The organism is Acidovorax sp. JHL-9 (genome assembly GCF_000426205.1).
In the GTDB taxonomy this organism is placed as follows: domain Bacteria; phylum Pseudomonadota; class Gammaproteobacteria; order Burkholderiales; family Burkholderiaceae_C; genus Acidovorax; species Acidovorax soli.
On record NZ_AUEX01000001.1, the window covers coordinates 1 to 26,136 of the forward strand.

The 26,136-nt window shown below is 63.4% G+C and carries 26 protein-coding genes and 2 pseudogenes; 14 read left to right on the forward strand and 14 right to left on the reverse strand.

Going from position 1 to position 26,136, the window contains the following annotated elements; translation table 11 throughout:
• The coding region (locus tag K225_RS0100005) for a winged helix-turn-helix transcriptional regulator (protein ID WP_034711495.1) at window positions 1-232 on the reverse strand (232 nt) is incomplete at its 3' end.
• A gap of 861 nt (window positions 233-1,093) precedes the next feature.
• On the opposite strand from K225_RS0100005, the gene K225_RS21410 reads away from it, so the two are divergent.
• On the forward strand, window positions 1,094-1,333 hold the full coding sequence (locus K225_RS21410; RefSeq protein ID WP_026434489.1) for a hypothetical protein: 240 nt from the start codon (window positions 1,094-1,096) through the stop codon (window positions 1,331-1,333).
• Between the two features lie 111 nt (window positions 1,334-1,444).
• Here K225_RS21410 and K225_RS22765 read toward each other — a convergent pair whose 3' ends face one another.
• Window positions 1,445-2,050, reverse strand: coding sequence for a tripartite tricarboxylate transporter substrate-binding protein (locus tag K225_RS22765; protein WP_026434490.1), 606 nt, complete (start codon window positions 2,048-2,050; stop codon window positions 1,445-1,447).
• A 252-nt stretch (window positions 2,051-2,302) separates the two neighbouring features.
• On the opposite strand from K225_RS22765, the gene K225_RS20040 reads away from it, so the two are divergent.
• Window positions 2,303-3,100 (forward strand): IclR family transcriptional regulator, encoded by a 798-nt coding sequence (locus K225_RS20040; protein ID WP_238323152.1) that lies wholly within the window; start codon window positions 2,303-2,305, stop codon window positions 3,098-3,100.
• Between the two features lie 125 nt (window positions 3,101-3,225).
• Here the strand turns inward: K225_RS20040 and K225_RS20045 are convergent, their stop codons facing one another.
• From K225_RS20045 to K225_RS20050, 6 genes are all read right to left on the reverse strand, one after another.
• Window positions 3,226-3,588, reverse strand: a complete 363-nt coding sequence (locus tag K225_RS20045; RefSeq protein ID WP_051248530.1) for a DUF3579 domain-containing protein — start codon at window positions 3,586-3,588, stop codon at window positions 3,226-3,228.
• Between the two features lie 94 nt (window positions 3,589-3,682).
• Window positions 3,683-3,901, reverse strand: coding sequence for a hypothetical protein (locus K225_RS22340; protein WP_026434491.1), 219 nt, complete (start codon window positions 3,899-3,901; stop codon window positions 3,683-3,685).
• Window positions 3,902-3,921: 20 nt separating this feature from the next.
• Window positions 3,922-4,329 (reverse strand): PPC domain-containing DNA-binding protein, encoded by a 408-nt coding sequence (locus K225_RS0100035; RefSeq protein ID WP_026434492.1) that lies wholly within the window; start codon window positions 4,327-4,329, stop codon window positions 3,922-3,924.
• Window positions 4,322-4,888: a PPC domain-containing DNA-binding protein gene (locus K225_RS21505; RefSeq protein ID WP_081679555.1), complete on the reverse strand. Its 567-nt coding sequence runs from the start codon at window positions 4,886-4,888 to the stop codon at window positions 4,322-4,324. The genes K225_RS0100035 and K225_RS21505 overlap by 8 nt, the downstream gene beginning before the upstream one ends.
• Before the next feature lie 58 nt (window positions 4,889-4,946).
• Window positions 4,947-5,744: a phytanoyl-CoA dioxygenase family protein gene (locus tag K225_RS0100040; RefSeq protein ID WP_026434493.1), complete on the reverse strand. Its 798-nt coding sequence runs from the start codon at window positions 5,742-5,744 to the stop codon at window positions 4,947-4,949.
• Between the two features lie 197 nt (window positions 5,745-5,941).
• Complete coding sequence (locus tag K225_RS20050) at window positions 5,942-6,718, reverse strand: GntR family transcriptional regulator (protein WP_155885195.1); 777 nt, start codon at window positions 6,716-6,718, stop codon at window positions 5,942-5,944.
• 278 nt (window positions 6,719-6,996) lie between these two features.
• On the opposite strand from K225_RS20050, the gene K225_RS22770 reads away from it, so the two are divergent.
• Window positions 6,997-7,815 carry an NADPH-dependent F420 reductase gene (locus K225_RS22770; RefSeq protein WP_081679556.1) on the forward strand — a complete coding sequence of 273 codons (819 nt, stop codon included), beginning with the start codon at window positions 6,997-6,999 and terminating at the stop codon, window positions 7,813-7,815.
• Here the strand turns inward: K225_RS22770 and K225_RS22775 are convergent.
• Window positions 7,699-8,046 (reverse strand): annotated as a pseudogene (locus K225_RS22775) (abortive infection family protein); the annotation flags it as partial. The gene K225_RS22770 and the pseudogene K225_RS22775 overlap by 117 nt on opposite strands.
• 123 nt (window positions 8,047-8,169) lie before the next feature.
• Window positions 8,170-8,379, reverse strand: a pseudogene (locus tag K225_RS22500) (hypothetical protein); the annotation flags it as partial.
• A gap of 249 nt (window positions 8,380-8,628) precedes the next feature.
• Between K225_RS22500 and K225_RS0100060 the strand changes: the two are divergent.
• The 7 genes from K225_RS0100060 (at window position 8,629) to K225_RS0100090 (ending at window position 16,882) form a co-directional block, all read left to right on the forward strand.
• Complete coding sequence (locus K225_RS0100060; RefSeq protein WP_026434495.1) at window positions 8,629-8,832, forward strand: excisionase; 204 nt, start codon at window positions 8,629-8,631, stop codon at window positions 8,830-8,832.
• A 123-nt stretch (window positions 8,833-8,955) separates the two neighbouring features.
• A complete protein-coding gene (locus K225_RS20060; RefSeq protein WP_034711437.1) occupies window positions 8,956-9,186 on the forward strand; it encodes a helix-turn-helix domain-containing protein in 231 nt (76 codons plus the stop codon).
• Window positions 9,187-9,191: 5 nt separating this feature from the next.
• Entirely contained in the window at window positions 9,192-10,439 is a 1,248-nt protein-coding gene (locus K225_RS0100070) for a tyrosine-type recombinase/integrase (RefSeq protein ID WP_026434496.1), read from the forward strand.
• A gap of 20 nt (window positions 10,440-10,459) precedes the next feature.
• Window positions 10,460-13,078, forward strand: a complete 2,619-nt coding sequence (gene mutS, locus K225_RS0100075; RefSeq protein ID WP_026434497.1) for a DNA mismatch repair protein MutS — start codon at window positions 10,460-10,462, stop codon at window positions 13,076-13,078.
• A 190-nt stretch (window positions 13,079-13,268) separates the two neighbouring features.
• Window positions 13,269-14,096, forward strand: a complete 828-nt coding sequence (locus K225_RS0100080; RefSeq protein ID WP_026434498.1) for a proteasome-type protease — start codon at window positions 13,269-13,271, stop codon at window positions 14,094-14,096.
• Window positions 14,097-14,118: 22 nt separating this feature from the next.
• Window positions 14,119-14,940 (forward strand): alpha/beta fold hydrolase, encoded by an 822-nt coding sequence (locus tag K225_RS0100085; RefSeq protein WP_026434499.1) that lies wholly within the window; start codon window positions 14,119-14,121, stop codon window positions 14,938-14,940.
• Between the two features lie 208 nt (window positions 14,941-15,148).
• Window positions 15,149-16,882 carry a diguanylate cyclase gene (locus K225_RS0100090; RefSeq protein ID WP_026434500.1) on the forward strand — a complete coding sequence of 578 codons (1,734 nt, stop codon included), beginning with the start codon at window positions 15,149-15,151 and terminating at the stop codon, window positions 16,880-16,882.
• Window positions 16,883-16,921: 39 nt separating this feature from the next.
• Here the strand turns inward: K225_RS0100090 and K225_RS0100095 are convergent, their stop codons facing one another.
• Window positions 16,922-17,785 carry a MipA/OmpV family protein gene (locus K225_RS0100095; protein WP_081679557.1) on the reverse strand — a complete coding sequence of 288 codons (864 nt, stop codon included), beginning with the start codon at window positions 17,783-17,785 and terminating at the stop codon, window positions 16,922-16,924.
• 10 nt (window positions 17,786-17,795) lie between these two features.
• The gene (locus K225_RS0100100; RefSeq protein WP_026434502.1) at window positions 17,796-18,620 is read right to left on the reverse strand and encodes an undecaprenyl-diphosphate phosphatase; all 825 of its coding nucleotides are present in this window, start codon (window positions 18,618-18,620) and stop codon (window positions 17,796-17,798) included.
• A 342-nt stretch (window positions 18,621-18,962) separates the two neighbouring features.
• Between K225_RS0100100 and K225_RS0100105 the strand changes: the two genes are divergently transcribed.
• On the forward strand, window positions 18,963-20,225 hold the full coding sequence (locus tag K225_RS0100105) for a putative Na+/H+ antiporter (RefSeq protein WP_026434503.1): 1,263 nt from the start codon (window positions 18,963-18,965) through the stop codon (window positions 20,223-20,225).
• Window positions 20,226-20,280: 55 nt separating this feature from the next.
• Here the strand turns inward: K225_RS0100105 and gudD are convergent, their stop codons facing one another.
• Both gudD and K225_RS0100115 read right to left on the reverse strand, forming a co-directional pair.
• Window positions 20,281-21,618, reverse strand: coding sequence for a glucarate dehydratase (gudD, locus tag K225_RS0100110; protein WP_026434504.1), 1,338 nt, complete (start codon window positions 21,616-21,618; stop codon window positions 20,281-20,283).
• Between the two features lie 101 nt (window positions 21,619-21,719).
• Window positions 21,720-22,448, reverse strand: coding sequence for a FadR/GntR family transcriptional regulator (locus K225_RS0100115; protein ID WP_026434505.1), 729 nt, complete (start codon window positions 22,446-22,448; stop codon window positions 21,720-21,722).
• A 192-nt stretch (window positions 22,449-22,640) separates the two neighbouring features.
• Here K225_RS0100115 and kdgD point away from each other — a divergent pair, with 192 nt between their 5' ends.
• The 3 genes from kdgD to K225_RS0100130 are packed head-to-tail and all read left to right on the forward strand — an operon-like array spanning window position 22,641 to window position 26,076.
• The gene (kdgD, locus tag K225_RS0100120) at window positions 22,641-23,552 is read left to right on the forward strand and encodes a 5-dehydro-4-deoxyglucarate dehydratase (RefSeq protein ID WP_026434506.1); all 912 of its coding nucleotides are present in this window, start codon (window positions 22,641-22,643) and stop codon (window positions 23,550-23,552) included.
• Between the two features lie 30 nt (window positions 23,553-23,582).
• The gene (locus tag K225_RS0100125; RefSeq protein ID WP_034711439.1) at window positions 23,583-24,539 is read left to right on the forward strand and encodes a tripartite tricarboxylate transporter substrate binding protein; all 957 of its coding nucleotides are present in this window, start codon (window positions 23,583-23,585) and stop codon (window positions 24,537-24,539) included.
• A gap of 55 nt (window positions 24,540-24,594) precedes the next feature.
• Entirely contained in the window at window positions 24,595-26,076 is a 1,482-nt protein-coding gene (locus K225_RS0100130) for an aldehyde dehydrogenase (NADP(+)) (RefSeq protein WP_255346450.1), read from the forward strand.
• Window positions 26,077-26,136: the final 60 nt, after the last annotated feature.

Sequence of the window (26,136 nt, forward strand, 5' to 3'; positions counted from 1 at the left end):
GCTTGCGGGATCGGCCAGCTTCCGTCTTGAGCCAGCCGGCGAGCTTCAAGGCAAAGGGGTCGAGCTTGGAAGGGCTGACCCGCTTGGCGTAGTGCGGCTCGGCCTCGCCCGCGCGCAGGTACTTGCGGATGGTGTTGCGCGAGAGGCCCGTGCGGCGGGCGATCTCTCGGATGGACAGCTGCTCTCGCAGGGCCCAGCGCCTGATGACACTCAGTGTTGCCACGTCTATCACTCCTGGTCTCCTGCTGCTTAAGAAAGCAGCAGGTTAGGGTTAGTACGTGGATCAGATTTAGATGGAAATCCTGGGGGTTAGTGGGTCACTTCTGCGTGGAAATCAACACTTCAAGAGCAGGCCGCGTTTGCGCAACATCGGATTGATACGATCAGGGCTGCAGCCTCCAATTTCGAAGAGCGCCTCGACTTCATTGAGGTAGCTCTCCCTCAGAGCCCCGGACCCGTCCTAACGCTTATCTACAAATGGCAGCAATGCCGGACTGCGCTGCCGGCCAGAAGGACACCTTGTTGAGGTCTGAGGCCAACGGAGGCCGTCTAGCCAACGCCGCCTTGATGAGGACGAAATAGCACCACATGCGGGACAATGCTCTGGTGTCAGCGACAGCGCCTACCACACCAAACCACCGACAGCGCTGCACTTCGTTCCCGTGCACCCGGCTTCAGGCGCTGCCGACGCTGTGGCGTCGGTTGACCGTTGCGATGCAAAGGGAACGAGCGCGGAAGCCGACATCCAACTCCCACGGCAACGCGGCGAGACTCGCCTGATGGTGCAATCCCTGCTCGCAGGCCGTGCACTGCACCCTCGCTGGGCGAAGTGGCTGCGGCACTGAAGAGGTCCGTATCGACGCGATTTGGCTGTGCGTGCAGCCACTGGACAAGCGCGCTTCTCGGCAACTGAACGTCGGGCGCTTCGTCTGGTTGTCGCGATGGCGGCCGCACCTGTGTCGCGGGAACTCACCAGCGCGCAGTTCGACGGCCTAGTGGCGGCCCTAGCGCGCTGATCATCGGGCAAGCACGGAACGGGCAAGAGGCATGTGGCCAAAGCGGTGGACGACCGAGCGCGCTGCAGGCTTTTGACGTGCGCTATGTGGAGGTCGACACCGAACTCGCCCGCTACGGCCTGGCCAGCGCTGCAGATCAGGCCCGTCGACTCAAGGACCGGATCGAGCCGGACCTATTGATTCTGGACGATTTGTTTCTGGTCAGACGCATTGCCGACGTCAGTGCTGAGCTCTTGCTGGTCACCCTGCACCAGCGCTCCAAGCTGTGCCGCTCCATCATCACTATCTCCAACCGCGTGGTGCAGGACGAGGACTGAGCGCAGTGCCAAGAAGGTCTACCGCAGCCGAGACAAGTCCGGGCCGACATTTCGAGGCTGCGCTAAAAGCTGAATCGACGTCCAGTGAACTGGCGGCAGTTCACTGCGACTTCAGTCGTTTGTGATTCGCAACTTACGAATCCAATCGCTCCAAAAGGCGATGTCCTCGTCAACGATCTTGTTGAACTCAACATGGCCGGCAAACCGGGGATGAAAGAAGGATCGTCGCACGGCCTGCTGAAACTCTGGTGTCTCAAGACACCGTTTTGTCCACAGCTCCAGCGACCGGGCGACGTTGGGGGGACTTCCCGCCTTCGTTGTAACCCCGAGCCACCCTTCTCGCGCAAGCTGGGCATCGCCAAAGACTTCGACGACCGTCGGCACCTGGGGCAACTCAGGCAACCGTTCTCGTGTAAACGCCAGAAGAGGAACCATCTGCCCTTTCTCGATGTACTGCTGCGCGGAGCCTACCAAGAAGACGAACGTTGGAACTTGGTTGGCGAGAAGGCTGGTGACCCCACCCGGCTCCCCGGCAAGTGGAACCAAAGTCGCTTTGAGTCCCAGGCGATCCGAGACCGCGGCACTCAGAACATGCGCCGGCGACCCAACTGCTGGTATGCCGATGTCCAGTCCCGTGACTGCACTACTGGCCGCCTTCCTCAGGTCGTCGATGCTTTTGATGCCTGACTGAGCGTTGGCGAGACACCCGCGATCCACTCCGGCTTATCCGCTGCGGAGCGACTCTTTCGAGCCGCATCTCTGTTGCAGAAGACTCACATTAGGTTTACTATATGAACCTAATTTTCGAGAAACTCCCGAGCAAATCGCTGCCAAATCCTATGTCGGTCTGCGCAATGGCAACTTAGTTATCTGTGGTTTCAGGCCTGAAAGTGGTCCACATTCCGCTACTCAGGCATCGGGTAAGTTTCAGTCATTTGGTTCATATAGTGGACAGTATGAGGAGGTGATGTGCGGGAAGAAGTTGATACACCGATGACGGCCGGCGCCCAGACGCTTAGACGCGGTCTTGCTGTCCTTCGATTGCTCACGCAGATCGGTCCGTCCGGTCTGAGAATGCTAGAAATCACGCGCCGACTGGAGTTGAACAAGGCCACCGTGATCCGCTTGACGAAGACTCTGGTCGACGAAGGCTTCGTGTTGCACGACAAGCAATCAGGCCGCTATCGACTAGGTCCCGAGGCATTTGCAGTCGGCCTGGCAGCTGAGGACAGTTACCAGCTGCAGCGCCTGGTTGCGCCTACGTTGCGAGACTTGGCCAATGTGTCTGGCGACACGGTGTTTTTTTCTGTGCTTCACGGCTATGAGACCATCTGCCTCTCGCGCGACGAAGGCTCCTTCCCCATCAAGAATCAGCTCGTGAAGGCCGGCGACCGTTGGCCACTAGGCGTCGGAGCGGGTGCAACCGCACTGCTCGCAGCGCTGTCGAACGACGAAGTTGAGGACGCACTGCAGCGCACGGCCCAGATCCGAAGTGCGCGGTTTCCGCGCTGTACGGGCAAAGCCATTCGGCGATTGATCAGGGAGACGCGTGAGAACGGCTACTGCATCAATCCTGGCTTGGTTCTCGAAGATAGTTGGGCCGTAGGTGTTCCCGTCTACGACTTCGAAGGTCGACCTGTCGCTTCGATCAGTATTGCCGCTATCAAATCTCGGATCGACGGCGCCAAAGGCATATACCTGGGAAATCGGCTGATGCAAGCGAGTCAAGAGCTCACACAGCAACAGGCGGCCGAAAAGACGCTATGAATGGCTCCCGCATTGAGGTAGTTAGACGGCCTCGCCGCCGTCCTGCTCAACTGCAAAGCAAAGCCGACGCACAGAGCCCGCGCAGCGTTTTTACGCATCAGGCACTGCAGCGCCAGTGGTTCAGCCTATGCCGTCCGATCGAGAAAGAGGCCCACGCACGACGTACTGCTGGAGATTTGTTGCTGCTCGGACAGCAAACAGCCTTCGCTGACCCTCAGATCATTGTCACGAGCGAATTTCATCACGAAGTCCCAGGCCATCACATTTGCGTCGTGTAAGTCGCTATGCACCACAACACATTTCACACCATGCATCGCGGTCGGCAAGCACCAAGGCGAATAGCTAAGGTGCTTGTCTGGTGCATGCCCGCCAGGTCGGAATGGACTTATCACGCCGGCTAGGCGCTCGGCCCAATCGCTCGGCCGGAAGATGCGCCCGTCACCGGTTACGCCCTGGATGAAGAATCGCTTGGCGGTCGCCGAAGTCATAACGCGAAGGCAGGTGGAGCATGATGCCGCAGCCCACTAGGATCACCTGTAAGCTGCAACGGAAACTCCGCGAGAACAGTTACCTCCGCTAAGCTCACAATTCGTCCGATGTGAGCAATACCTCGAACTCCTCATCGGGGTAGATCGCAACACCACGTGGCCGGACGCCTTCAACCTCCACCTGATAGTCCGCAACGCCAAAGAGCCGAAGCGCCTTATGTCGCGCAGACCTTTCCGAATTCTCCGTGACACGGCCGAGTTCAACTAGCTCGCCTCCTCTCACGACACGCACGCTCCAGTTCTTCGCGTCCATACGGGACCTCGCTTCCGACATCACGAGGCAGCCCGCAGGTCCTCGGGCAGCCACTCCTCAAGCGTGACCTCGAAGGTCATGCAAATCGGGTTCAAGCCGGCAACGAAGGGCCCACCGTAGACCTGCCCTTCAGGGTCAGCGATGACGCCCGACAGCGCTGCACGCACCGACCCGTCGTCCACTGAACGCACCTCGCCCGCGAGACTGACAATTTCCACCGCAGGGCCTTTCACAACAAGGTTCTGCCCATCGCCACCGAGAATGCAACCGTCTACCAGACTACCAAGTGCTCCGCGCACGAAGGCGTTCTTAAAGCCAACAGAGAGGCACATCTTCTCTACGCCATAGAGCAGATCTTCGTTGGGTGCGATGCGTGCATATGCCACGCGGCCCATCGAGCCCTTTTCAACAACGGGCAATTCACTCATGAAAGCTCTCCTTTCCGGCTGGATCCAAAGGCTGAATCAGCGGTATATTGGTTTCTGGATCAAAGGCGACGCGCAACTGGAATCCGTCAAGCGACGTAACGAGAACAGAGATGGGTGTAGGTCCTACGACGCTGGTCTGCGTGATGATGTGTCCACCTTTCAATTCGCCCGATTGCGTACGAACTGCGGCATGGCAATGCACCAAGGGTTCGCCCGTGGAGTTCTTACCAATAGTCGCGTTGCCGAACACCATCCACGTCCGGCCACTTTCAATCGGCCTGGTGTATCGGATGATGGCCTGCCGCGACGGATCAGGGGGCGCCGTGCAGTACTCCAGACGCTCGAACATGCCTCCCAAGATCGTTGTAGAGGCACTTTCAACGCCTAGCGCGGCGAGCGGACGAACCAATGCTTCGAAAAGGTTCTGCCCTGGAGCAAGCAATAGGCGAAAGTGGCGCGCGCGATCCGCGCGCTTCGTCTGAATACGCACTGGGTTGAATGGACCCGGATGGATCAAAGTCCGCGCCCGTGCGTAGCTGGATGGATATCGTTCGTTCATGGCAACTCACTTGGTCGGCACGTCGGTCGGAACTGACGTGCCACGACCTATAAATGTGTCAAGCCGATACCAGATGCTCGTCCGCATAGCGCGCCAATGCATCACTGGCCCCCTTCTCTACCGGCGTGAAGTCGCGGTGCGCGATGAAGTCAGGCCGAGTCGGATTGGTCAGAGCGTTGGAGACTGCTGAGAGCGTCAGGTACACGATGCGCCGCGGATAAGGCGTGATGTTGCCTGCCGAACCGTGCAGGATGTTCGCGTGGAACATGAGCACGCCACCAGCTTTGCCAGTCGGTGCAATGATGCCGTCTTTCTCCACCAGCCGAGAGACCGTTTCGTTGTCGGGGGTCCACAGCGGGTATGAGGTCGTCTTTAGGTCGTGAGCCGATTCAAGTTCCCCGACCCTGTGGCTGCGCGGAACAATCATCAGAGGACCATTGATGGGCATGACCTCGTCCAGAAAGATCGCGATGTTCATTGCCTTCGGCTCGGGCATACCGTCGTCCTTGTGCCACGTGGGGAAGTCCTGGTGCCACTGCCAAACGTCGCCGGTGAATGCTGCCTTGGCGTTGATCTTGAACTGATGGACGTAAGTCCGCTCACCAAACAACTGCTCGAGCGGCTCAATCAGTCGAGCGTCATGCACAAGCAATTCGCAGGCTTCGTTGTACGTGTGGCATGCGAACGCCGTGCGCGGCGTGCCATCCTTTTCGCGCCAGACCTCCTCTCGCTGCTGATTCAGCACGTCAGAAGCGGCTTGTCGAAGAGCCTCGACTTCCTTCTGGGAAAAGCATTCCGGGATGAAGACATAGCCCAGCTCGTCGAAGCGGGCCAATTGTTCGGCATTGAGTTTCATTTAAGTCTCCTTTGACTAAGTTGATGTGATGGATCGCTTGGCGATCCGAGTGAGGAAAAAGGCGAGCAACCTCCTGGGCCGCCTTTTGGGGGCACCCATAAGAAAAAAAGGCAAAAAAACGCCCTACACGCCTTTCGACGCAGTTACGAACAGAGGTGCGCTGAGCGCGCTAGATCAGAGCCGAATGAAGCACTTCGCTACTCGTGCCCTCCGGCAGAGGCTGCGACGATCATCAGCGACTGGCGACCGGTCACAGACTGTGCAACCTGCTTTGAGTCGAGCACCGCTCGAAGTCGTTGATGGCTTTCCGAACCTGCCCTCTGCAGGTGCCGGGTGATGAGATCATGGGCTTCATCGATGTTGCCCGCCAGAACGGCCTGAGCGATCAGCCCATGCTCTTCCCAAGCGCGCTTGGGCCAATCGCCTTCGCCCAGATAGGTGGCCATCATCGAGCGCATCAGATGCGGCCATTGCGCGGACATCATTTGTTCGATCACCGGATTGCCGGAAAGCCGATACAAAGCATTGTGAAAGCGTGCATCAGCCTTCACCAAAGCTGGCAATGTCGGGTTGGCTGCTCCGCAGGCCTCACTCCCGGCTTCCAGCGCCGACCGAAGCTCGTCGGTTTGCACCGCCAACGCCTCGTTGCCCCGAACCCTGGACGTCGCCAGCATCACGGCCATGCCCTCAAGCGCTGTACGCGCCCGATAGAGATGAACGATGTACTCCAAATCAATTGGCGCGACCTCAACTCCTTGCTTGCCTGCCTCCCGCACCAACCCCTGTTGCTTGAGCAACTGCAGAGCATGGCTGACTGGCTGTCGAGACACGCCCAGCCGATCGGCTAACTCGCCCTGGCGAACTCGCTGCCCTGGCTGTAGTTCTCCAAGAACGATCGAGTCGAGCAGCAGGTGAAACACCTGATCGATGTACTGTGGCGTCGCCTCTACGGAATGCTGAATTCTATTTTCCATGCCTGCTATCATGCCTGAACAGAATTCGGAATTCCAGTTTTGGATCGTAGGTACTTTCCCGAGATGCTTCGGCGTGTGTCAACGGCGGGAAGGGCGACGAGCACTGGTGCTGCGACCTCGTGCCTACTCGATACCAAGCAAAAGGCCAATCGTGGGCATCGTCAACTTGGAGCGTCTCAGTCATGGGAAGGTGTACCAGCGTCGCTCCTAGTAAACGCCGGGGCCCGGCGGCAACGCCTACAACACAGCGTCAATCAATCACCAGTCGGAGGTAGGACATGCGAATTGGAATCATCGGAGCGGGAAATGTCGGCTCAACCCTTGCATGCAAGTTCCAAACAGCCGGTCATAAGGTATTCATCGCGAATTCGCGAGGACCAGCCAGCATCAAGGAAAAGGCCCGAGCGATCGGGGCTACCGCCGTTTCAGTCGCGGAGGCCATTAGAGGAATGGATGTCGTCGTTGTGTCGATTCCCCAAGGCAGCATTCCTCAGTTGCCGAAGGAACTGTTCGAAGCGCTTCCGCTTTATGTGCCCGTTGTGGATACCGGTAACTACTTCCCTAGTCTTCGGGACGAGCCAATCGCTCAGATCGAAGCAGGTATGCCGGAGAGCCAATGGGTGGAGGAGCAACTCGGGCATCCAGTTATCAAGGCGTTCAACAGCATCATGGCTCCAAGCTTGGCCGACAAGGGACGCCCAACGGACGCGCCGGACCGGATAGCGCTGCCCGTATCCGGCGACCACGAAGAGGCGATCCGAAAGGTCATCGGGCTAGTGAGCGACGCGGGCTTCGACGGCATCAACGCCGGCAGCCTGGCAGATTCCTGGAGGCAGCAGCCGGGCACACCCGCGTATTGCACTAACTTGGATACCCGCGCGCTGACCCATGCCCTTATGACGGCAGTCAAAGGCGATGCGCAGGTAATGGAAGATCGTTCGGACGGCATTGACACCCAACTCGCCCTCAGCCCGCTCAACGATGTCTTCGTTGGGGTGGGCGACGCTTCCATGGTTGCGAAGGGTGTTGAGCGCATCGAGGACAGATGCAAACGACACCAATATTCTTCCGATCTCTCCGTCGTGCTCCCCCAATGACTGCAGTGCGGGGTGGTGACCACGAAGTGCTTTGTAGGCCTGTGTGAGCGTCGCCCCTTCGGTGAGCGGGATCGCACAGTCCTGGCAAATGGACTTGAGGTATCCATGCATGGCGGTGTGAAGACGGTCAATCGCACTCGGTGCCCCCGATGTAGCAAGCAGGTGATCGGCATCTTGCAGAGCGCGACGCACGACCTCAGAGGCAGAGACTGTCGGCAGAACAGCGGGCACATGTCCCGCCTGGTATCCCAGTTCAATCAGTTTGCCTGCCTGATCCCGTTCAAGATGCGGGCGAATCTTGGAGTGATCGACAACGGCAACTAAGGCCCGGATGTCGTTGTTCGCAAAATACTCAAGGACCTGAAAAACGCAGCCGCCGTAGTCGTCATCCCCAAATCCCAAGCTGCGGAGCAGCCGGGCATGTCCACGAATGTAGTCATGGAGCCCCGTTAGATAGCCAAGCTCATGCCAGTCCGTCGAGTTGAATTCAGCCACGATGGCGCGCTGCATCGCCAGCATAAGAGGACCGCGCCATGCCGAATCCTCCAAAAGTTCATAGTTCATTCCCACCCCTTCGAATTGGCAATTTGGTTCAGCGTAACGGTGATAGCCCCAGGTTCTCTTCGCACGCTCATATCCGATAGCTGACCAAACTGCTGTGCCCCCAGTACAGCAACTCGCGCGGCCTTTTCACGCCCTCCTGCGCCCAAACACGCCCACGCGGGTTTTGCGTTCAGTCCGTCGTCTAGACAATTCGAACACAAGGCCATCACCCTCCCCTACGTCGATGACCTGGTTTGAGCGGAGGTCATCATGGGTAATCCCAGTCAATGGGTACTGGTCAAGCGATTCGCCGAAGTCACCGGCTACAGCGAGAACGCCGTGCGGCACAAGATCAAGGGCGGAATCTGGATCGAAGGCCGCATCTGGCGCAAGGCACCCGACGGACGCATCTTCGTGAACCTGGGCGAGTTCGAGCGCTGGGTCGAAAGCGATGCGCTCGTCAGGGCCTACTAGCCCTTCTTCGACGAAGCAGACGCCGCGAGAACGAATGAAAATTTGACACACTCATTGAGTGTACAATTCAGCCCGTAGTACCTCCCAGTCGCTCCTGCGGATCGGGCTTTCGCTACCGGCGCCATGAACGACCCGAAACCTCACAACCCCACGCCCGACGCCATCCGCAAAGCCCGCCTTACCGTGGGATTCACGCAGACAGAAGCAGCGCACATGGTGCATGCCTCCATGCGTGGATGGCAGCAATGGGAGGCCGGCGAGCGAGCCATGCCCCCTGGGCTGTTCGAGCTGTTCATGCTCAAGACCGGCCAGTGGCCACTCGATGGCATCGCGGAGAACTCAACAGTGAGGTAAGACAGATGGCGAAGACAGCGGAAACCAATACGGGGTACCCCGGCGTCGAAGTACGCGGCAATTCGATCCGCGTCTTCTTCATGTTCAAACGCGCTCGCCATACCCATACGCTTCGCCTGGAGCCGACTCGCAACAACATCAAACACGCCGTCCAGTTACGCAGCGCGGCGCTGTTCGCACTGAGGAGCGGCAGCTACAACGAGTCCGAGTTCTTCCCGCACGCGCGTTCGGCCGCGAGCATGGCGCCCGGCAAGCGTGTGGGCGAACTCTGCGACCGCTACAAGCCGCTCAAAGCAGTGGACATCACGCCGGAAACGCAATCGCGCTACGAGGTAGCGCTCAATATCTGCGTGGATACGCTCGGCCGAAACCGCATGGTCGACTCCCTGCTGCCCGAGGACATCCAGAAACTGCGTGTGGACCTGATCGCCACGCGCGCCGTTTCCACAGTGAACCACTACCTGGCGACCTTCTCCGGCTTCCTCTACTGGTGTGAGAACAACCACTACTGCGGTGAGCTTGGCAAGCATTGCGCCCGCTTCACCAAAAGCATCAAGGACCCGGACCCGCTGACTTACGAGGAATACCTGTCGCTCATCGAGAAAGGTTGCCTGCACCCGATCGACAACGCCGCCGTGACGGTGGCCGTCTACACCGGGCTGCGGCCGGGCGAACTCCTCGCCCTGGCCGTGGAGGACGTGGCGCCGGATTTCAGCAAGATCACCGTGCGTCGCTCCATCACGCAGTCGGTGACGTTCAAGGTGCCCAAGACGAAGAAGGAGCGCACTGTGCTGTTGCAGCCGCCGGCGCGCGATGCCCTGAAGGTGCTGGTCGCCGATGCCGAGAAGCGCGAAGCGGCGGACCTGACCGTCTGGCTGAACCGCCATGAATCGCGCACCGACCGTGTGCGCGTGCTGCTATCGCCGAAGACGCAGGCCCGCAAGGCGGTCGTCAACGACTACTTCGTGCCGAGCGCCTGGAACACCAAATGGGCCAATCTGGTGCGGCGCGCAGAGATCCGCACGCGCCCGGCCTACCAAACCCGGCACACCTATGCCTGCTGGAATCTCACCGCGCGGGGCAACCTGGCCTTCATCGCCAATCAGATGGGGCACAAGGACTACTCCATGCTCGTGACGGTCTACGGCCGATGGATTGACACAGAGTCCTCCAGGGAACTTGAGCGCATCTGGGAGGGCATGCAAAACATGACCCAAATTACACCGAAATTACCCCAAAATCAGATGGCGTAATCGCTAAGCTGTTGATTTTAATGACAAAAATAGACTTCTCCGCGCACACGCCGATGATGGCGCAGTACCTGTCCCTCAAGGCCGGGTACCCCGACACGCTGCTGTTTTACCGCATGGGCGACTTCTACGAGGTCTTCTGGCAAGACGCCGAGAAGGCCGCGCGCCTGCTCGACATCACGCTCACGCAGCGCGGCCAGTCGGGCGGCCAGCCGGTGACGATGGCGGGCGTGCCCTTCCATGCGCTGGAAAACTACCTCGCCCGGCTGATCAAGATGGGCGAGTCGGTGGCCATTGCCGAGCAGGTGGGTGAGGTGGGCGCGGCCAAGGGGCCGGTGGAGCGCAAGGTGGTGCGCGTGGTCACCCCCGGCACGCTGACCGACACCGAGCTGCTGTCCGACAAGTCCGAATCGCTGCTGCTGGCCGTGCACCAGGCGCCGCGCGCGCGCTGTGGCCTGGCGTGGCTGAGCGTGACGCAGGGCCGCGTCTTCCTGGCCGAATGCGCGCACGACGAAGTGGGCGCCTGGCTGGCGCGCATTGCGCCCAGCGAACTGATCTACAGCGCCGGCGTGACCGAGCGGTTTGAACAGCAACTGCAGGTGCTGCGCCAGGGTGGCGCCTTCACCTGCCCCATGAGCCCCCGGCCGGACTGGCAGTTTGACAGTGCTTTGGGTGAGCGCAAGCTGCTCGAACACCTGGGCGCCGCCAGCCTGCAGGCCTGGAGCGCGCAGGAGCTGGCCCAGGCGCATGCCGCCGCCGCCGCCCTGCTGCAATACGCCGAGCACACCCAGGGCCGCACGCTCACGCATGTGCACAGCGTGCAGGTGCAGCGCGGCGACGACCTGATCGACCTGCCCGCCAGCACGCGCCGCAACCTGGAGTTGGTCAAGACCCTGCGTGGCGAGGATGCGCCCACGCTGTTCTCGCTGATCGACACCTGCATGACCGGAATGGGCAGCCGCCTGCTCAAGAGCTGGCTGCTGGAACCGCAACGCGACCGCGCCGAGGCCCGCCAGCGCCTGGCCGCCACCACCGCGCTGCGCGGCGACGGCAGCGCCAACCAGGCGCCCTGGCAGGCACTGCGCGAACAGCTCAAGGGCGTGAGCGACGTGGAACGCATCACCGCCCGCACCGCCCTGCGCCAGGTACGCCCACGCGAACTGGTGGGTCTGGGCAAAACGCTACAGAAAGCAGCGCTTCTGGCGCAGAATGGGTGGGCACCAGAGCCGTATCTGGTTCAGATTTTCAGCCACCTGCAACCGCCCGCAGGCTGCACGGAGCTGCTGCGCCGCGCCATCGACGAGGAACCCGCCGCCCTGGTGCGCGACGGCGGCGTGATCGCCAGCGGCTTCGATGCCGAACTGGACGAACTGCGCGCCATCCAGAGCAACTGCGACGCCTTCCTGCTCGACCTCGAAACGCGCGAGAAGGCCCGCACCGGCATCCCCAATTTGCGCGTGCAGTTCAACAAGGTGCACGGCTTCTATATCGAGGTGACGGGCAGCCACCTCGACAAGGTGCCCGAGGATTACCGCCGCCGCCAGACGCTCAAGAACGCCGAGCGCTTCATCACGCCCGAGCTCAAGGCGTTTGAAGACAAGGCCCTGTCGGCCAACGAGCGCGCCCTGGCGCGCGAAAAATGGCTGTACGAGCAGGTGCTCGACCAGCTCCAGCCGCACATCCCGCAGCTCACCCGCCTGGCCCACGCCCTGGCCGCGCTCGACGTGCTGTGCGCGCTGGCCGAGCGCTCGCTCACGCTGAACTGGTGCACACCACAGTTCGTGCCCGAGCCCTGCATCGAGATCGAGGCCGGCCGCCACCCCGTGGTCGAGGCGCGCCTGGCCGAGACATCGAGCGGCGCCTTCATCGCCAACCACACGCGCCTGAACGCCAACACGCGCATGCAGGTCATCACCGGCCCCAACATGGGCGGCAAATCGACCTACATGCGCCAGGTGGCGCTCATCGTGCTGCTGGCCAGCATGGGCAGCCATGTGCCCGCCGCGAGCTGCCGCCTGGGGCCGATTGACGCCATCCACACGCGCATTGGCGCAGCCGACGATCTGGCCAACGCGCAATCCACCTTCATGCTGGAGATGACCGAGGCCGCGCAGATATTGCATGCCGCAACGCCCCACAGCCTGGTGCTGATGGACGAAATCGGCCGCGGTACCAGCACGTTTGACGGCCTGGCCCTGGCCAGTGGCATTGCCACGCACCTGCACGACAAGACCCGCGCCTTCACGCTGTTTGCCACGCACTACTTCGAGCTGACCGAACTGCCCGCCAAGGCCCGCCACGCCGTCAACATGCATGTGGCCGCCGCCGAGGCCGGCACCGACATCGTGTTTCTGCACGAACTGCAACCCGGCCCCGCCAGCCGCAGCTACGGCATCCAGGTGGCCAAACTGGCCGGCGTACCCGCCCCCGTGCTGCACCACGCCCGCCACGCCCTGGCCGCGCTGGAAGAGCGCGCGGGCGAAGACGAGCTGCAGGTGGACCTGTTCGCCACGCCCGAAGTGCCCGAGAGCGCGGGCGCCAGCCCCGTCGAAGCCGCCCTGGCGGCCATCCACCCCGACCAGCTCAGCCCGCGCGAGGCACTGGATGCGCTGTACCAGCTTAAAAAGCTGGCAGGGCAGTGATGCCGGGCGCAAGCGATCAGAGTCTTCTGCAAAGACGGATAGATATCGCCCCGCAGCGCTTGCAGGGCATACGCCATCAGCCATACAGTAGCTGCGTCTTTTCGTCATCTTTCCGTTGGCGGCAACTGCGCTTCAGGCGCGTTGCGGCGCGGCACTACACTCGGTGCCTTTCCCTCTCTCTCGCACTCCCATGACGTATTGCGTCGCCATCAAACTCAATGCCGGGCTGGTGTTCCTGTCCGATTCGCGCACCAACGCCGGGCTGGACCAGATCAGCTCTTTTCGCAAGATGATGGTCTATGAAAAGGCGGGGGAGCGCTTCATGGTGCTGCTGTCGGCGGGCAACCTGAGCATTTCGCAGTCGGTGCGCGAGATCTTGCAAACCACGCAGATCAAGGATGACGCGGACGGCGAGCCCGTCACCATCTGGAACGCCAAGAGCATGTTCGACGCCGCCCGCGTGCTGGGCGCCGCCGTGCGCCATGTGCACGAGCGCGATGGCGCGGCGCTCAAGCGCTCGGGGGTGGATTTCAATGTGTCGATGGTGTTTGGCGGCCAGATCCAGGGCGAGGGCATGCGCCTGTTTCAGGTGTATTCGGCGGGCAATTTCATCGAATCGACCGCCGAGACACCGTATTTCCAGGTGGGCGAGTCGAAATACGGCAAGCCGGTGCTCGACCGCGTGCTGACGCCCGAAACGCCGCTGGACGAAGCCGCCAAGTGCGCGCTGGTGTCGATGGACAGCACGCTCAAGTCCAACCTCTCGGTGGGCCTGCCCATGGACCTGGTGGTGTACGAGGCCGACCGGCTCACCACCGACAAGATCGTGTGCATTGACGAGCACAACCCCTACTTTCGCATGCTGCATGACAGCTGGGGGCAGAAGCTGCGCGCGGTGTTCGACAGCATCGAGGACCCGGCCTGGGACGGCCGCTCGACCGATACGCCCATTCTGGTGAACCCGGCGCGCAGCAGGCCGCTCAAGAAGATCACCAACTTCCGCGAAAAGCTGATCTGACCCACCGCACCCGGATTGATCGATGACCAAGATCGTTTTTTCGCATGGCAACAGTTTTCCGGCGGGCACCTACAACGTACTTTTCGAACACCTGCGCCAGCGCGGTTTCGAGGTAGCCGCCATCGACCGCTTTGGCCACGATGAGAAATACCCGGTCACCAGCAACTGGCCGCACCTGGTGCGGCAGCTGGGCGACTTTGCGGCGCAGCAGGTGGAGGCCGCTGGCGAGCCGGTGTACCTGGTGGGGCATTCGCTGGGCGGCATCCTGAGCGTGATGGCGGCGGCCCAGTACCCCACGTTGGCACGTGGCGTGCTGATGCTCGACTCCCCGCTGATCAGCGGCTGGCGTGCCACCACCGTGGGCATGGCCAAGCGCACCCAGGTCGTGGGTGCTGTGTCGCCTGGCCGTGTGAGCCGACAGCGCCGCATGAGCTGGGCCAGCACCGAAGAGGCGCTGGAGCACTTTCGCAAGAAAAAGGTGTTTGCGCAGTGGAACCCGCAGGTGCTGCAAGACTATGTCACCCACGGCCTGCACGACGCGGACGGACGCCGGGTGCTGGGCTTTGACCGCGCGGTGGAAACCGCCATCTACAACACCCTGCCACACAACCTGGATCGCCTGCTGCGCCGCCACCCGCTGAGCTGCCCGGCCGCCTTCATTGGCGGGCGCGCATCGGTGGAGATGCGCCAGGTGGGCATGGCGCTGACGCAGCGCGTGACGCACGGGCGCATCATGATGCTGGACGGCAGCCACCTGTTTCCGATGGAGCAGCCGCTGGCCACCGCCGCCGCCATCGAGGCGGCCTTGTTGAACCTGGCGGCGCTGCCGGCTGCAGGACGCTAAGAGCCTTGTACCCGGCTGGCCAAGGGCCATGAATGCGGGACGGGCGTGACGCGGTAAAAATCTGCGCTTCGCCAGTGCAGGCGCAGGCCGCTTTTTACCAGCTGCTCCGGGGCGAGAAAGTTACACTGCGATACAAAACAATGGCCATCTTGCCCCAGCCTTGTTCGCCATGCCGCCCTGCCCCGCCCCCCAACCACCAGGGTCCATCTTGCGCTGGGCCCTGTTCCTGCTGTGGCTGTGCGTTGGCACCTGGGTGAACGCCGCGCCCGCCATGCTCGTGCTGCGGGAAGCAGCCGCCACGGTGCAGGCCTGGCCCGCCGTGACGGTGCTGGCCGATGCCACCCGGCAGCAAACGCTGGCGGACATGCAGGCGCAGGTGTCGCGCTTCGAAGCCCCTGCCGGCGCTGGCGGCACGCTCGGTGTACGGCCCGAAGCCATGTGGCTGCGCATGGAACTGATGGCCGAACATTTGTCCGATGGCCGCTGGGCGCTGGACATCGACTACCCGCCACTGAACCGCATTGACATGTTCCTTACCCTGGGCGGGCAAGTCGTGCAGCACGCCACCCTGGGCAATCTGCAGCCTTACTCCCAGCGCCCCTTGCGCACGCGCTCGCACACCGTAGCGATGAACCTGGTGCCAGGGCAACCGTATGAACTGTGGCTGCGCGTGGAGACCACCGGGGCCATGGTCTTGCCCATCACCCTCAACAAGCCAGCCGCACAACTGAGCCGCGCCGTGCATGAGCAGATGCTGCAGGGCGTGCTGACCGGGCTGGCGCTGTGCCTGCTGGTGTACAGCCTGGCGCAATGGGCCAGCCTGCGGGACCCGCTGTTTGTGCAATATGCGCTGCTGCTGGCGGGCAGCCTGCTGTTTTCGCTGCACTTCTTCGGGGTAGGCCAGCAGTACCTGTGGGCCGACAACCCGTGGTTTGAAGTGCATGGCGCCTCGCTGGCCGCGCTCATGGCCACCTGTGGCTCGTTTCTGTTCATCAGCCAGGCCCTGGTTGGCCATTTGCCGCGCAGCCGGCTGCTGTGGGCGATGCGCTCCGGTGCCGCGCTGTGCGTGGTGCTGGCGCTGGTTTACACGCTCGACGGGGTCTCTACGCACACCATCGCACGCATTGTCAGCATTCTGGGGCTGGTGCCCGCCCTGATGGGGATTCCCGGTGCGGTGCAGCGCGCGCGCAGTGGCGACAGCATCGGCACCACCTTCTTGCTGGCCTGGCTGGTGTACTTTGGGTCCACGGCCGTGATCGTCGGGGTGATACGCGGCTGGCTGCCGGTGAACTTCTGGACGCTGCACTCGTTCCAGTTCGGAGCCACCATCGACATGCTGCTGTTCATGCGGGTGCTGGGCGAGCAGGCGCGCCGGCTGCGCAAGGCGGCGCAGGTTGCCAGCCAGGAGCGCGATGCCATGCGCTCGCTGGCGCATACCGATCCGCTCACCGGCCTGGTCAACCGCCGGGGGCTGCACGCTGCGCTGTCATCGGCCCTTGCGCGCTGCGATGCGCAGTCCTTGCTGGCGGTGTATGTGATGGACCTGGATGGATTCAAGCCCGTCAATGACCAGCATGGCCACGACGTGGGAGATGCCTTGCTGGTGGCCGCTACGCGCCGCCTGCTGGCCCAGGTGCGGCACAACGATGTGGTGGCGCGCGTGGGGGGCGATGAGTTCGTGGTGATGACCAGTGGCCTGGCCACGCCAGGGCAGGCCCAGGACCTGGGGTTTGAGCTGCTGGAGGCGTTTCGCAGCCCGTTTGCGCTGGGCGACCTCCAGGTGAGTGTGGGCCTCACGATCGGCTATGCCATCGCGCCTCTCGACGGCCAGGACGCCAGCGCCCTGCTCAAGCAGGCCGACGCCGCCATGTACAGCGGCAAGCAGGCGGGCAAGTTCTGCCTGCGGCGCAACAGGGATGATCTCGCGCCGGCTTCCGCCTGAGGCAAGAACCAGCGTGCCTCCCGCGCCGCCAGGCTTCGATCAGCGGCAGCAGCGGTAGGCCAGCCCCAGCGAAGCGCTGTAGCCGGTGGGCCGCACGGTGAGGGGGCTGCGGCGGGCGTCGGACTGCACTTGCGAGACACCCACGCCACCCCACAGCACCCAATGGCGATTGAGCGCCGTCATCACATCCACGCCCAGATCCACGCTGTAGAGGCCGCCACCGAGCTCGTACGCGGGCAGCCGGGCGACCCCGGCGCCACCCGCCACGGCAGGCACACCAAACCGGGAGTGCATGTAGGTGCGGTCGCCAAAACTGGCGCCAGCACCAAAAACCACCCGGGTCTGCTGCGTGACGGGCAGGGTGTAGGAGACGCTGGTGTTCAGTTGCGCCCCGCCGGAGCGCCCCAGGATGTCTTGCGACAAGCCGGCACCCACCGACCACCGGGGCGTGATGGCATAGCCCGCGCTGAGACGGGCGCGCACGGTGGAACGCACCTCGGGCAAGCCGGCCAGCAGCGGCGAGTCGCTGCCTTTGCGGCCACTGTCCAGGCGCAGCGATGCACTCAGGCTGAACCGGTCGCTTTCGGTCAGGATGGCGGTGGCACCCGATTCGCGCTGCTCCAGCCCATGGCCCATGAGCGTGCTGCCGCGCGAGGTGCTCAGGCGAAACCGCCCATATTCCAGCGCCCAGGCCGGGCGCAGATGGGTCGAGCGCTCGCTGCTACCGGCATAGTCCGGGCTGTTGCCCACGATGGCGCCCAGCACGTAGTTGAACTTGGGGGATCCATCCGCATGGACGGAGGGTGGCGCCTCCTCGGCAAGGGCAGGCAGGCCTGCGCCCAGGCCCCACAACAACACAGTGCAGCCCCCAAGGCCCCGAAGAATGCGCGGCAGATAAGTCATGGCGCCATTATCAGCCGGCCCACTGCGCTAAGCCAGTCCATGCCGAAATCAGCACCACCACGCCAAACGCGATGCGGTAATACGCAAACGGCACAAAACTATGGGTGCTGATGTAGCGCAGCAGCCAGCGCACGCACAGCCAGGCGCTGAAGAAGGAAAACACCAGGCCCACGGCAAACATCGGGATGTCGGCCACCGACAGCACGGCGCGTTCCTTGTACAGGCTGTACGCCCCCGCGCCGATCAGCGTGGGAATGGCCAGAAAAAACGAGAAATCCGTGGCGGCCTTGCGCGACAGTCCCAGCAGCATGCCACCGATGATGGTGGCGCCGCTGCGGCTGGTGCCCGGCACCATGGCCAGGCACTGCACCAGGCCCACCTTCACGGCGTCCCACGCCGTCATGTCATCCACCGCATGGATGCGGGTGGCCGCAGCGGGGCGGCGTTCGGCCCACAGGATGATGAAGCCGCCAATGATGAAGGCGCTGGCCACCACCACAGGGGTGAACAGATGGGCCTTGATGGCCTTGCCAAACAGCAGCCCCAGCACCACCGCCGGCACAAAGGCAATCAGCACATTGAGCGCAAACCGTTGCGCCTGCCGCTCGGAGGGCAGGGCCGCCAGCGTGGCGCGGATTTTTTGCCAGTACACCAGGATGACCGCGAAGATGGCCCCCGTCTGGATGGCGATGTCGAACACCTTGGCCTTGGCGTCGTCAAAGCCCAGCAGCGACCCCGCAAGAATCAGGTGGCCGGTGGAGGAGATGGGAAGAAACTCGGTCAGTCCTTCGACCACGCCCATGATGGCGGCCTTGACCAGCAAAACAATGTCCACGCGTGCGTCCTTCAAGCCCTGGGGGCTGGCAAAAGGGCGAATTATCCTCTGACGGCGCGCTGCCACCGGCACGGGTGAAGCGGCATTCCGTGCCCCGCAGAGGAATTTCTTCGTCCCACGGCGCTGCCTGCGGATTCCCAGAATTAACCTGCCAAAGCGGCCTGCAGCGCTTTTCCCAGATAGGCTGATAAGCTACTTCTTGACGCAATCATGGCGTCCCGTTTTGCCACCTGTTGGCCCCAGGCGCCGCTGGTAAGATGGTGGCGGGTGTATGCGCCAGCAGGCGCGACAGGTTCATGCGCTGGTCGGGCCGCCACGCGGTTTTTTTGCGACCGCAAACACATGATCCCCACCATCCTTCAATGGATTGCCGCCGCCCTGTTCGGCATTGCCCTGCTCCACACCTTTAGCGTCAAGCATTTCGAGCGGCTATCGCACCGCTTTCCGCGCCACGCAGGCCTGTTCCATCTGCTGGGCGAGGTGGAGGTGGTGTTTGGTTTCTGGGCCATGGTGCTGATCGTCGCCATGGCGCTGGTGGATGGTGGCGGGCAGGCCCTGCAATATGCCGAGTCGCGCAACTACACCGAGCCCCTGTTCGTCTTCGTGGTGATGGTGATTGCCGCCTCGCGCCCGGTATTGCGCACCGTGGTGGCCCTGGTGGATGCCATGGCCCGCGTCCTGCCCCTGCCCACCCCCATGGCCACCGCCTGGCTGGGGCTCTCCGCCGTGCCACTGCTGGGTTCGCTCATCACCGAACCGGCCGCCATGACCATTGCCGCCCTGATGCTGGCGCCACAGATTTTTCGCACCTCGGTGCCCGAAGGCCACAAATACCTGGCGCTGGGGGTGCTGTTCGTGAATGTGTCGATCGGCGGCACGCTCACCTCGTACGCCGCACCGCCGGTGCTGATGGTGGCCGCCACCTGGCAATGGGACAGCACCTTCATGCTGGCCACCTTCGGCTGGAAGGCCGCGCTGGCGGTACTGCTCAACGCCACGGTCTGCACTTTCTTGCTGCGCAAGCACCTGCCCCACCCCAGTTCTCTGGCAGCCGGCCAGCAGGCCCGCGCACCCGTTTCCGCCACGGTGGCGGCCGTGCACCTGGCATTGCTGGCCGGCGTGGTGCTGTTCGCGCACCACCCGGTGGTTTTCCTGGCGCTTTTTCTGCTGTTCCTGGCCTTCACGCAGGCCTATGAACGCCACCAGAGCCCGCTCATTCTGAAGGAAGCACTGCTGGTGGGCTTCTTCCTGGCGGGTCTGGTGGTGCTGGGCGGCATGCAGCAGTGGTGGCTGCAACCCATCGTCTCCAGCCTGCAGCCGCTGGCCCTGTTCGCTGGCGCCCTCGGCCTGACAGCCATCACCGACAACGCAGCGCTGACCTACCTGGGCTCGCTGATCGAGGGCATTTCCGACCCTGCCAAATACATGCTGGTGGCTGGGGCCGTGGCCGGTGGCGGCCTGACGGTGATTGCCAACGCACCCAATCCGGCCGGCATCGCCCTGCTCAAGCGCGGCTTTGCCGATGAAACCATTGGCGCGGGCGGGTTGCTGCTGGGAGCGCTGGGGCCCACCGCCGTTGCAGCGCTGGCCTTTCTGGTGCTCTGAGCTTGCCAGGGGGCCGCCCCGCGCAGAAGACGTGGCGGGCCCTTGCGCGCGTGGCTCAACGCACCATGCAAGGCATTTTGTTGTTGAACTTCCAGCCCGGGATCAGGTGCTGCATGGCTGCGGCGTCGTCCCGGGCACCCAGGCCGTGCTGCAGGTACAGCTGATGGGCCTTGTGCACGGCATCCCTGTCCAGCTCGATGCCCAGACCGGGTTTGGCGGGCACGTCCACGTAGCCGTCCCGGATCTGCAGGGGCTCCTTGGTAAGAAACTGGCCGTCCTGCCAGATCCAGTGGGTGTCGATGGCCGTGACCTTGCCCGGCGCGGCGGCGGCGCAATGGGTGAACATCGCCAGCGACACGTCGAAATGGTTGTTGGAGTGCGAGCCCCAGGTCAGGTCATACATCTGGCACAGCTGCGCCACGCGCACCGAGCCCTGCAGCGTCCAGAAATGCGGGTCGGCCAGCGGAATGTCGACCGACTGCAGCTGGATGCTGTGGGCCATCTCGCGCCAGTCGGTAGCGACCATGTTGGTGGCGGTGGGCAGGCCGGTGGCACGGCGGAATTCGGCCATCACCTCGCGGCCCGAAAACACGCCTTCACCGCCGCAGGGGTCTTCGGCATAGGCAACCACGTCGTGCATGTTGCGCATCAGGCGCACCGCATCCTTGAGCAGCCAGCCGCCGTTGGGGTCCAGCGTGATGCGCGCTTGCGGAAACCGCTCGTGCAGGGCCGTGACGGCCTCGATCTCGTCTTCGCCGCGCAGCACACCGCCCTTGAGCTTGAAATCCTGGAACCCATAACGCGCCTGGGCCGCCTCGGCCAGCCGCACCACGGCCTCGGGGGTCATGGCCTCTTCGTGGCGCAGGCGCAGCCAGTCGTCGTCGGCGTCGGGCTCGCTGCGGTAGTCCAGGCCGGTCTTGCGCCGATCGGCGATGTAGAACAGGTAGCCCAGCATCTGCACGCGCTCGCGCTGCTGCCCTTCGCCCAGGAGCGCCGCCACCGGCACATTCAGGTGCTGGCCCAGCAGGTCCAGCAAGGCACTCTCGACCGCCGTGACCGCATGGATGGTGATCCGCAGGTCGAAGGTCTGCAGGCCACGCCCGCCGCTGTCGCGGTCGGCAAAGCGCTTGCGCATGGCGTTGAGCAGCCGGTTGTAGTCGCCGACAGGCTGCCCTTCGATCAGGGCGCGGGCATCTTCCAGGGTTTGCCGGATCTTTTCGCCACCGGGCACCTCCCCCACGCCGGTGTGGCCGCTGGAGTCCGTCAGGATCACCAGGTTGCGCGTGAAGAAGGGGCCATGGGCGCCGCTGAGGTTGAGCAGCATGCTGTCGCGGCCCGCGACGGGGACCACCTGCATGTGGGTCACGATAGGGGTTGGGTGGGGTGTGGGCATGGGGTAAAACAAAAAAACAGCGCCAAATGTCAACAGACATCGTACAACTATATTTCCAATCAACACCAAGGGAAAACCCTTGAAATCCCCTCCAGGCCTGTTCAGCGGCTCCCGGCCTCGCTGCGCCGGTGCCGATCCCGGCTGTTGGACAGATGGGTACGCATCGCCGCGCGTGCCGCCTCAAAATCCTGCGCTGCAATCGCGTTGTAAATGCTCTCGTGCTCCTGGTGGACGCCGCGCAGATAAGCCACGCGCTCAGGCTGCACCATGGCGGGCGCTTCCAGCCGGGTGCGCGGTATGACCCCCAGCCCGAGGGACTTCATCAGGTCCAGAAAATGGTGGTTCTGGGTGGCGCGGGCGATTTCCTGGTGGAACTGCAGGTCGGCGCTGGCCGCATCGCGCCCCTCTTCCATGGCCGCCGTGAAAGCCGAGAGCGCACCGCGCATCTCGCGCAGGTTGTCGTCGCTGCGCCGTATGGCCGCCAGGGCCGCGGCTTCGGTCTCGACACTGATGCGAAATTCCAGCAGGGCAATGACGTCGCGCAAGGTTCCCAACTGATCGGGGCTGACACGAAATGACGGCCCGCTGTCCTGGGACAGCACGAAAGTGCCAATGCCGTGGCGGGTCTCGACCAGCCCGGCCGCCTGCAGGCGCGAGATGGCTTCGCGCACCACGGTGCGGCTCACACCGAAGGCTTCCATGAAGGAGGCCTCGGTAGGGAGTTTGCTGCCGGCGGGCAGTCCCCCGGCCCGAATGTCCTGGGTGAGCTTTTCCACCACCTCGATGGCGAGGCTGCGCGGCTTGCGGCGGGGCAGGAGAGGAAGATTCATAGGGTATTCCCTAGATTCATGGATACCGTGACCACGTAATAATTCGATCCAACTTGTACGACAACTGATAACGTATATCAATGTCAGGTTTGACTGTAACACGCAGGCCCGTCGAAATGGCGCTCCTGCAACAGACCGCCCCCCCCAAGCCGCTTTCACCCGTTACTGAGCCCTTCCACAGGAACCGCCCCGATGAATCCCCAAGACCTCAAGCAAATCATGTCCAGCGGCCTGCTGTCGTTCCCGCTGACGGACTTCGACGCCAACGGCGACTTCAACCCCAAGGGCTATGCCGCACGGCTTGAATGGCTGAAACCCTATGGCGCATCCGCCCTCTTTGCCGCAGGCGGTACGGGCGAATTCTTTTCCCTGACGGGCAGCGAATATGCGGAGGTCATCAAGACCGCGGTACAGACCTGCCGTGGCAAGGTGCCCATCATTGCAGGCGCGGGCGGCCCCACGCGCTTTGCGATTGCCTGTGCCCAGGAAGCCGAGCGCCAGGGCGCGCATGGCGTCCTGCTGCTACCCCACTACCTGACCGAAGCCAGCCAGGAAGGCCTGATCAACCATGTCGAGCAGGTCTGCAAGAGCGTGAAGTTCGGTGTCATCGTCTACAACCGCAGCGTCAGCAAGCTGACCCCCGAGTCCCTGGCCATTTTGGCCGACCGCTGTCCCAACCTGGTCGGTTTCAAGGATGGTGTGGGCAACATCGAACTGATGAGCGCCATTTATTCGAAGATGGGCGACCGCTTCTCCTATCTGGGCGGGTTGCCGACCGCCGAGGTGTATGCCGCCGCCTACAAGGCGCTGGGCACGCCGGTGTACTCGTCGGCGGTCTTCAACTTCATCCCCCGCACCGCCATGCAGTTCTATGAAGCAGTGCGCACCGACGACATGGGCACCCAGCACCGCCTGCTGCGCGAATTCTTCCATCCGCTGCTCAATATCCGCAACCGCAAGCAGGGCTACGCCGTCTCGATGATCAAGGCAGGCGCCCGCATCGTCGGCCACGATGCCGGGCCGGTGCGCGCGCCGCTGTCGGAACTGACGCCCTCCGAGTGTGAAGAACTCGCGGCACTCATCGCCAAGCTGGGCCCCCAGTAAAGCACCCTTTCCATCCAGAGGAGACACACGATGATCAGGAAAATTCTTTGCACATTCGCATTGGGCGCGCTCGCATCCACGAGCGCCCTCGCATGGCCGACCAAGCCGATCACGCTGCTGGTGCCCTTCCCGCCAGGGGGCTCCACCGACATGATCGCCCGCACCCTGTCGAGCAAGCTGCCCGACAAACTGGGCGGCACGGTGATCATCGAGAACAAGCCCGGGGCCACCGGAACCATCGGCGCAGCGCAGGTGGCACGCAGCCCGGCCGACGGCCACACCTTGCTGGTGGCATCGCTGGGCCCGTTCGTGATTGCACCGCACCTGATCAAGGTGCCCTATGACGCACTCAAGGACCTGGACCCCATCACCGTGGCGGTGCAGGCCCCGAATGTGCTGGTGGTGCCGGCAGCATCCAGGCACAACACGCTGAGCGATGTGATTGCCTTCATCAAGGCCAATCCGGGCAAGATGACCTTTGCGTCCTCGGGCAATGGCAGCAGCGACCACCTGACGGCCGAACTGTTCTGGCAGCAGACCGGCACCAGCGGCATCCATGTGCCCTACCGCGGCGGCGGTCCCGTGATGACCGATCTGCTGGGCAACCAGGTGGATGCTTCGTTCATGAACATCAATACCGCCATGCCACAAATCCAGGCGGGCAAGCTCAAGGCACTGGCCATCACCAGCGCCAAGCGGTCCACCTTGCTGCCCAACGTGCCCACGCTGGAAGAAAGCGGCATCAAGGACGCGAACGTGTATTCATGGCAGGCCATCGCCGGCCCCAAAGGCCTGCCTGTCGACGTCAAGACGAAGCTCAACACCGCCATCGCCTCGATCCTGAACGAGCCGCAAACCAAGGCCAGGCTGCTGGAACTGGGCTTCGAAATGGTGCTGAACACGCCCGAGCAGTTCGCCAGCTTCCAGGCGGCGGAATACGCCCGCTGGGCAAAGCTCATCGTGGCCCGCAAGATCACTGCGGACTGACGACCTGGCCCCCCGGATCGCGGCACCCATCGCCTGGGTGCTTGGCGGTTCGGCGATTCACCCTCGGCTTGCCCGCACAAGACTCCCCCTTACCCATCCAACCCCAATGACCTTCCAGGACACCTCCGCCAGCCAGCTGGACGCCATCGTCAGCGCTGCCAGCCATGCGTTCGCCACCTTCGGCGCCTCGCCTGCGGCCACCCGCGCCACCTTGCTGCGCGGCTTGGCCGACGCACTGGAGTCCGAGCGCGAAACGCTGGTGGCACTGGCCGACCAGGAGACCCACCTCGGCACGGCCCGGCTCAATGGCGAGCTCGATCGCACGGCATTCCAGCTGCGCGGCTTCGCCACCCAGGTCGAACAGGGCGCGGCATTTGCCTTTACCGATGATCCGGCCGTGGCGGGTGCACCGCCGGTCGGCCACCCGCACCTGATGCGCGTGCGCGTGCCGCTGGGTCCGGTGGCCATGTTCAGCGCCAGCAACTTCCCCTTTGCCTTTTCGGTGCTGGGCGGTGATACCGCTGCGGCACTGGCGGCCGGTTGCCCGGTCGTGGTCAAGGCACACCGCGGGCATCGCGCCCTGTCGCATGCCGTGGCCAAGCTGGCACGGGGCGTGGTCGCGGCGCAGGGCCTGCCATCCGGCGTGCTGGACATGGTGGACGGCCGTGGCACGGAAACAGGCGTGGCGCTCGTGCAGCATCCGCTGATCGCGGCCGCCGCCTTCACCGGCTCGGTGCGCGGTGGCCTGGCGCTGGAGAAGGCGGCACAGTCGCGGCCGCGGCCGATTCCGTTCTTCGGCGAGCTGGGTTCGGTCAACCCGCTGATCGCCCTGCCTGCGGCCCTGGCCGCCAAGGGGGCCCAACTGGCCCAGGGCCTGGCCGGCTCCATCACCATGGGCTGCGGCCAGTTTTGTACCAGCCCCGGCGTCATCGTCGTGCCGCAGGGCGCGCAAGGCGACGCCTTCGTCGCTCAGCTGACTGGTGCACTGAAAGCCAGCACCCCGCACCACATGCTCACAGCGCAGATGCGTGCGGGTTTCGACGCCGGCCGCACCGCCTGGGCCGCGCAGCCCGGTCTGGCCGTCGTGCTGGGCGAGACGGCCGCCGAAGGGCAGCCGCCGCGCCCCTTCCTGGCGCAGATCGACGCCGCCGGTTTCCTCGCCAACCCGGCCTTGCATGAGGAAGTGTTTGGCCCCGCTGCCCTGGTCGTGCGCGTGGCCGGCACGGCGCAGGCAATCGAGGTGCTGCAGGCCATTGGCGGCTCGCTCACGGTGACGGTCTGGGGTGCCGACGAACCCTCCGACGAAGTGCTTGCACTGGTGCGCGCCGCCTCGCAGGTGGCCGGGCGGGTCCTGTTCTCGGGCTACCCCACCGGTGTGGCCGTCTCGGCCGGCCAGCAGCATGGCGGCCCCTTCCCCTCCTCCACCCAGCCGGGCAGCACATCGGTGGGCTGGGCCGCGATGGACCGTTTCCTGCGCCCGGTGGCGCTGCAGGATGCGCCGGGCTGGCTGGCCGCGCGGCAGGGCCAGCCCTGCTGACCTGGCGCCACGGCGCGGTCTGGGAGCGCGCCGTCCTTTTTTTGAGACCCCTCAGGAGAC

What these genes read in the sequence shown, in the direction of transcription:
- K225_RS20045 (WP_051248530.1), bottom strand. Translation starts at nt 3,588, where the DNA reads ATGACTTCGGCGACCGCCAAGCGATTCTTCATCCAGGGCGTAACCGGT.
- K225_RS22340 (WP_026434491.1), bottom strand. Translation starts at nt 3,901, where the DNA reads ATGGACGCGAAGAACTGGAGCGTGCGTGTCGTGAGAGGAGGCGAGCTA.
- K225_RS0100035 (WP_026434492.1), bottom strand. Translation starts at nt 4,329, where the DNA reads ATGAGTGAATTGCCCGTTGTTGAAAAGGGCTCGATGGGCCGCGTGGCA.
- K225_RS21505 (WP_081679555.1), bottom strand. Translation starts at nt 4,888, where the DNA reads ATGAACGAACGATATCCATCCAGCTACGCACGGGCGCGGACTTTGATC.
- K225_RS0100040 (WP_026434493.1), bottom strand. Translation starts at nt 5,744, where the DNA reads ATGAAACTCAATGCCGAACAATTGGCCCGCTTCGACGAGCTGGGCTAT.
- K225_RS20050 (WP_155885195.1), bottom strand. Translation starts at nt 6,718, where the DNA reads ATGGAAAATAGAATTCAGCATTCCGTAGAGGCGACGCCACAGTACATC.
- K225_RS22770 (WP_081679556.1), top strand. Translation starts at nt 6,997, where the DNA reads ATGCGAATTGGAATCATCGGAGCGGGAAATGTCGGCTCAACCCTTGCA.
- K225_RS0100060 (WP_026434495.1), top strand. Translation starts at nt 8,629, where the DNA reads ATGGGTAATCCCAGTCAATGGGTACTGGTCAAGCGATTCGCCGAAGTC.
- K225_RS20060 (WP_034711437.1), top strand. Translation starts at nt 8,956, where the DNA reads ATGAACGACCCGAAACCTCACAACCCCACGCCCGACGCCATCCGCAAA.
- K225_RS0100070 (WP_026434496.1), top strand. Translation starts at nt 9,192, where the DNA reads ATGGCGAAGACAGCGGAAACCAATACGGGGTACCCCGGCGTCGAAGTA.
- mutS (WP_026434497.1), top strand. Translation starts at nt 10,460, where the DNA reads ATGACAAAAATAGACTTCTCCGCGCACACGCCGATGATGGCGCAGTAC.
- K225_RS0100080 (WP_026434498.1), top strand. Translation starts at nt 13,269, where the DNA reads ATGACGTATTGCGTCGCCATCAAACTCAATGCCGGGCTGGTGTTCCTG.
- K225_RS0100085 (WP_026434499.1), top strand. Translation starts at nt 14,119, where the DNA reads ATGACCAAGATCGTTTTTTCGCATGGCAACAGTTTTCCGGCGGGCACC.
- K225_RS0100095 (WP_081679557.1), bottom strand. Translation starts at nt 17,785, where the DNA reads ATGACTTATCTGCCGCGCATTCTTCGGGGCCTTGGGGGCTGCACTGTG.
- K225_RS0100105 (WP_026434503.1), top strand. Translation starts at nt 18,963, where the DNA reads ATGATCCCCACCATCCTTCAATGGATTGCCGCCGCCCTGTTCGGCATT.
- gudD (WP_026434504.1), bottom strand. Translation starts at nt 21,618, where the DNA reads ATGCCCACACCCCACCCAACCCCTATCGTGACCCACATGCAGGTGGTC.
- K225_RS0100115 (WP_026434505.1), bottom strand. Translation starts at nt 22,448, where the DNA reads ATGAATCTTCCTCTCCTGCCCCGCCGCAAGCCGCGCAGCCTCGCCATC.
- kdgD (WP_026434506.1), top strand. Translation starts at nt 22,641, where the DNA reads ATGAATCCCCAAGACCTCAAGCAAATCATGTCCAGCGGCCTGCTGTCG.
- K225_RS0100125 (WP_034711439.1), top strand. Translation starts at nt 23,583, where the DNA reads ATGATCAGGAAAATTCTTTGCACATTCGCATTGGGCGCGCTCGCATCC.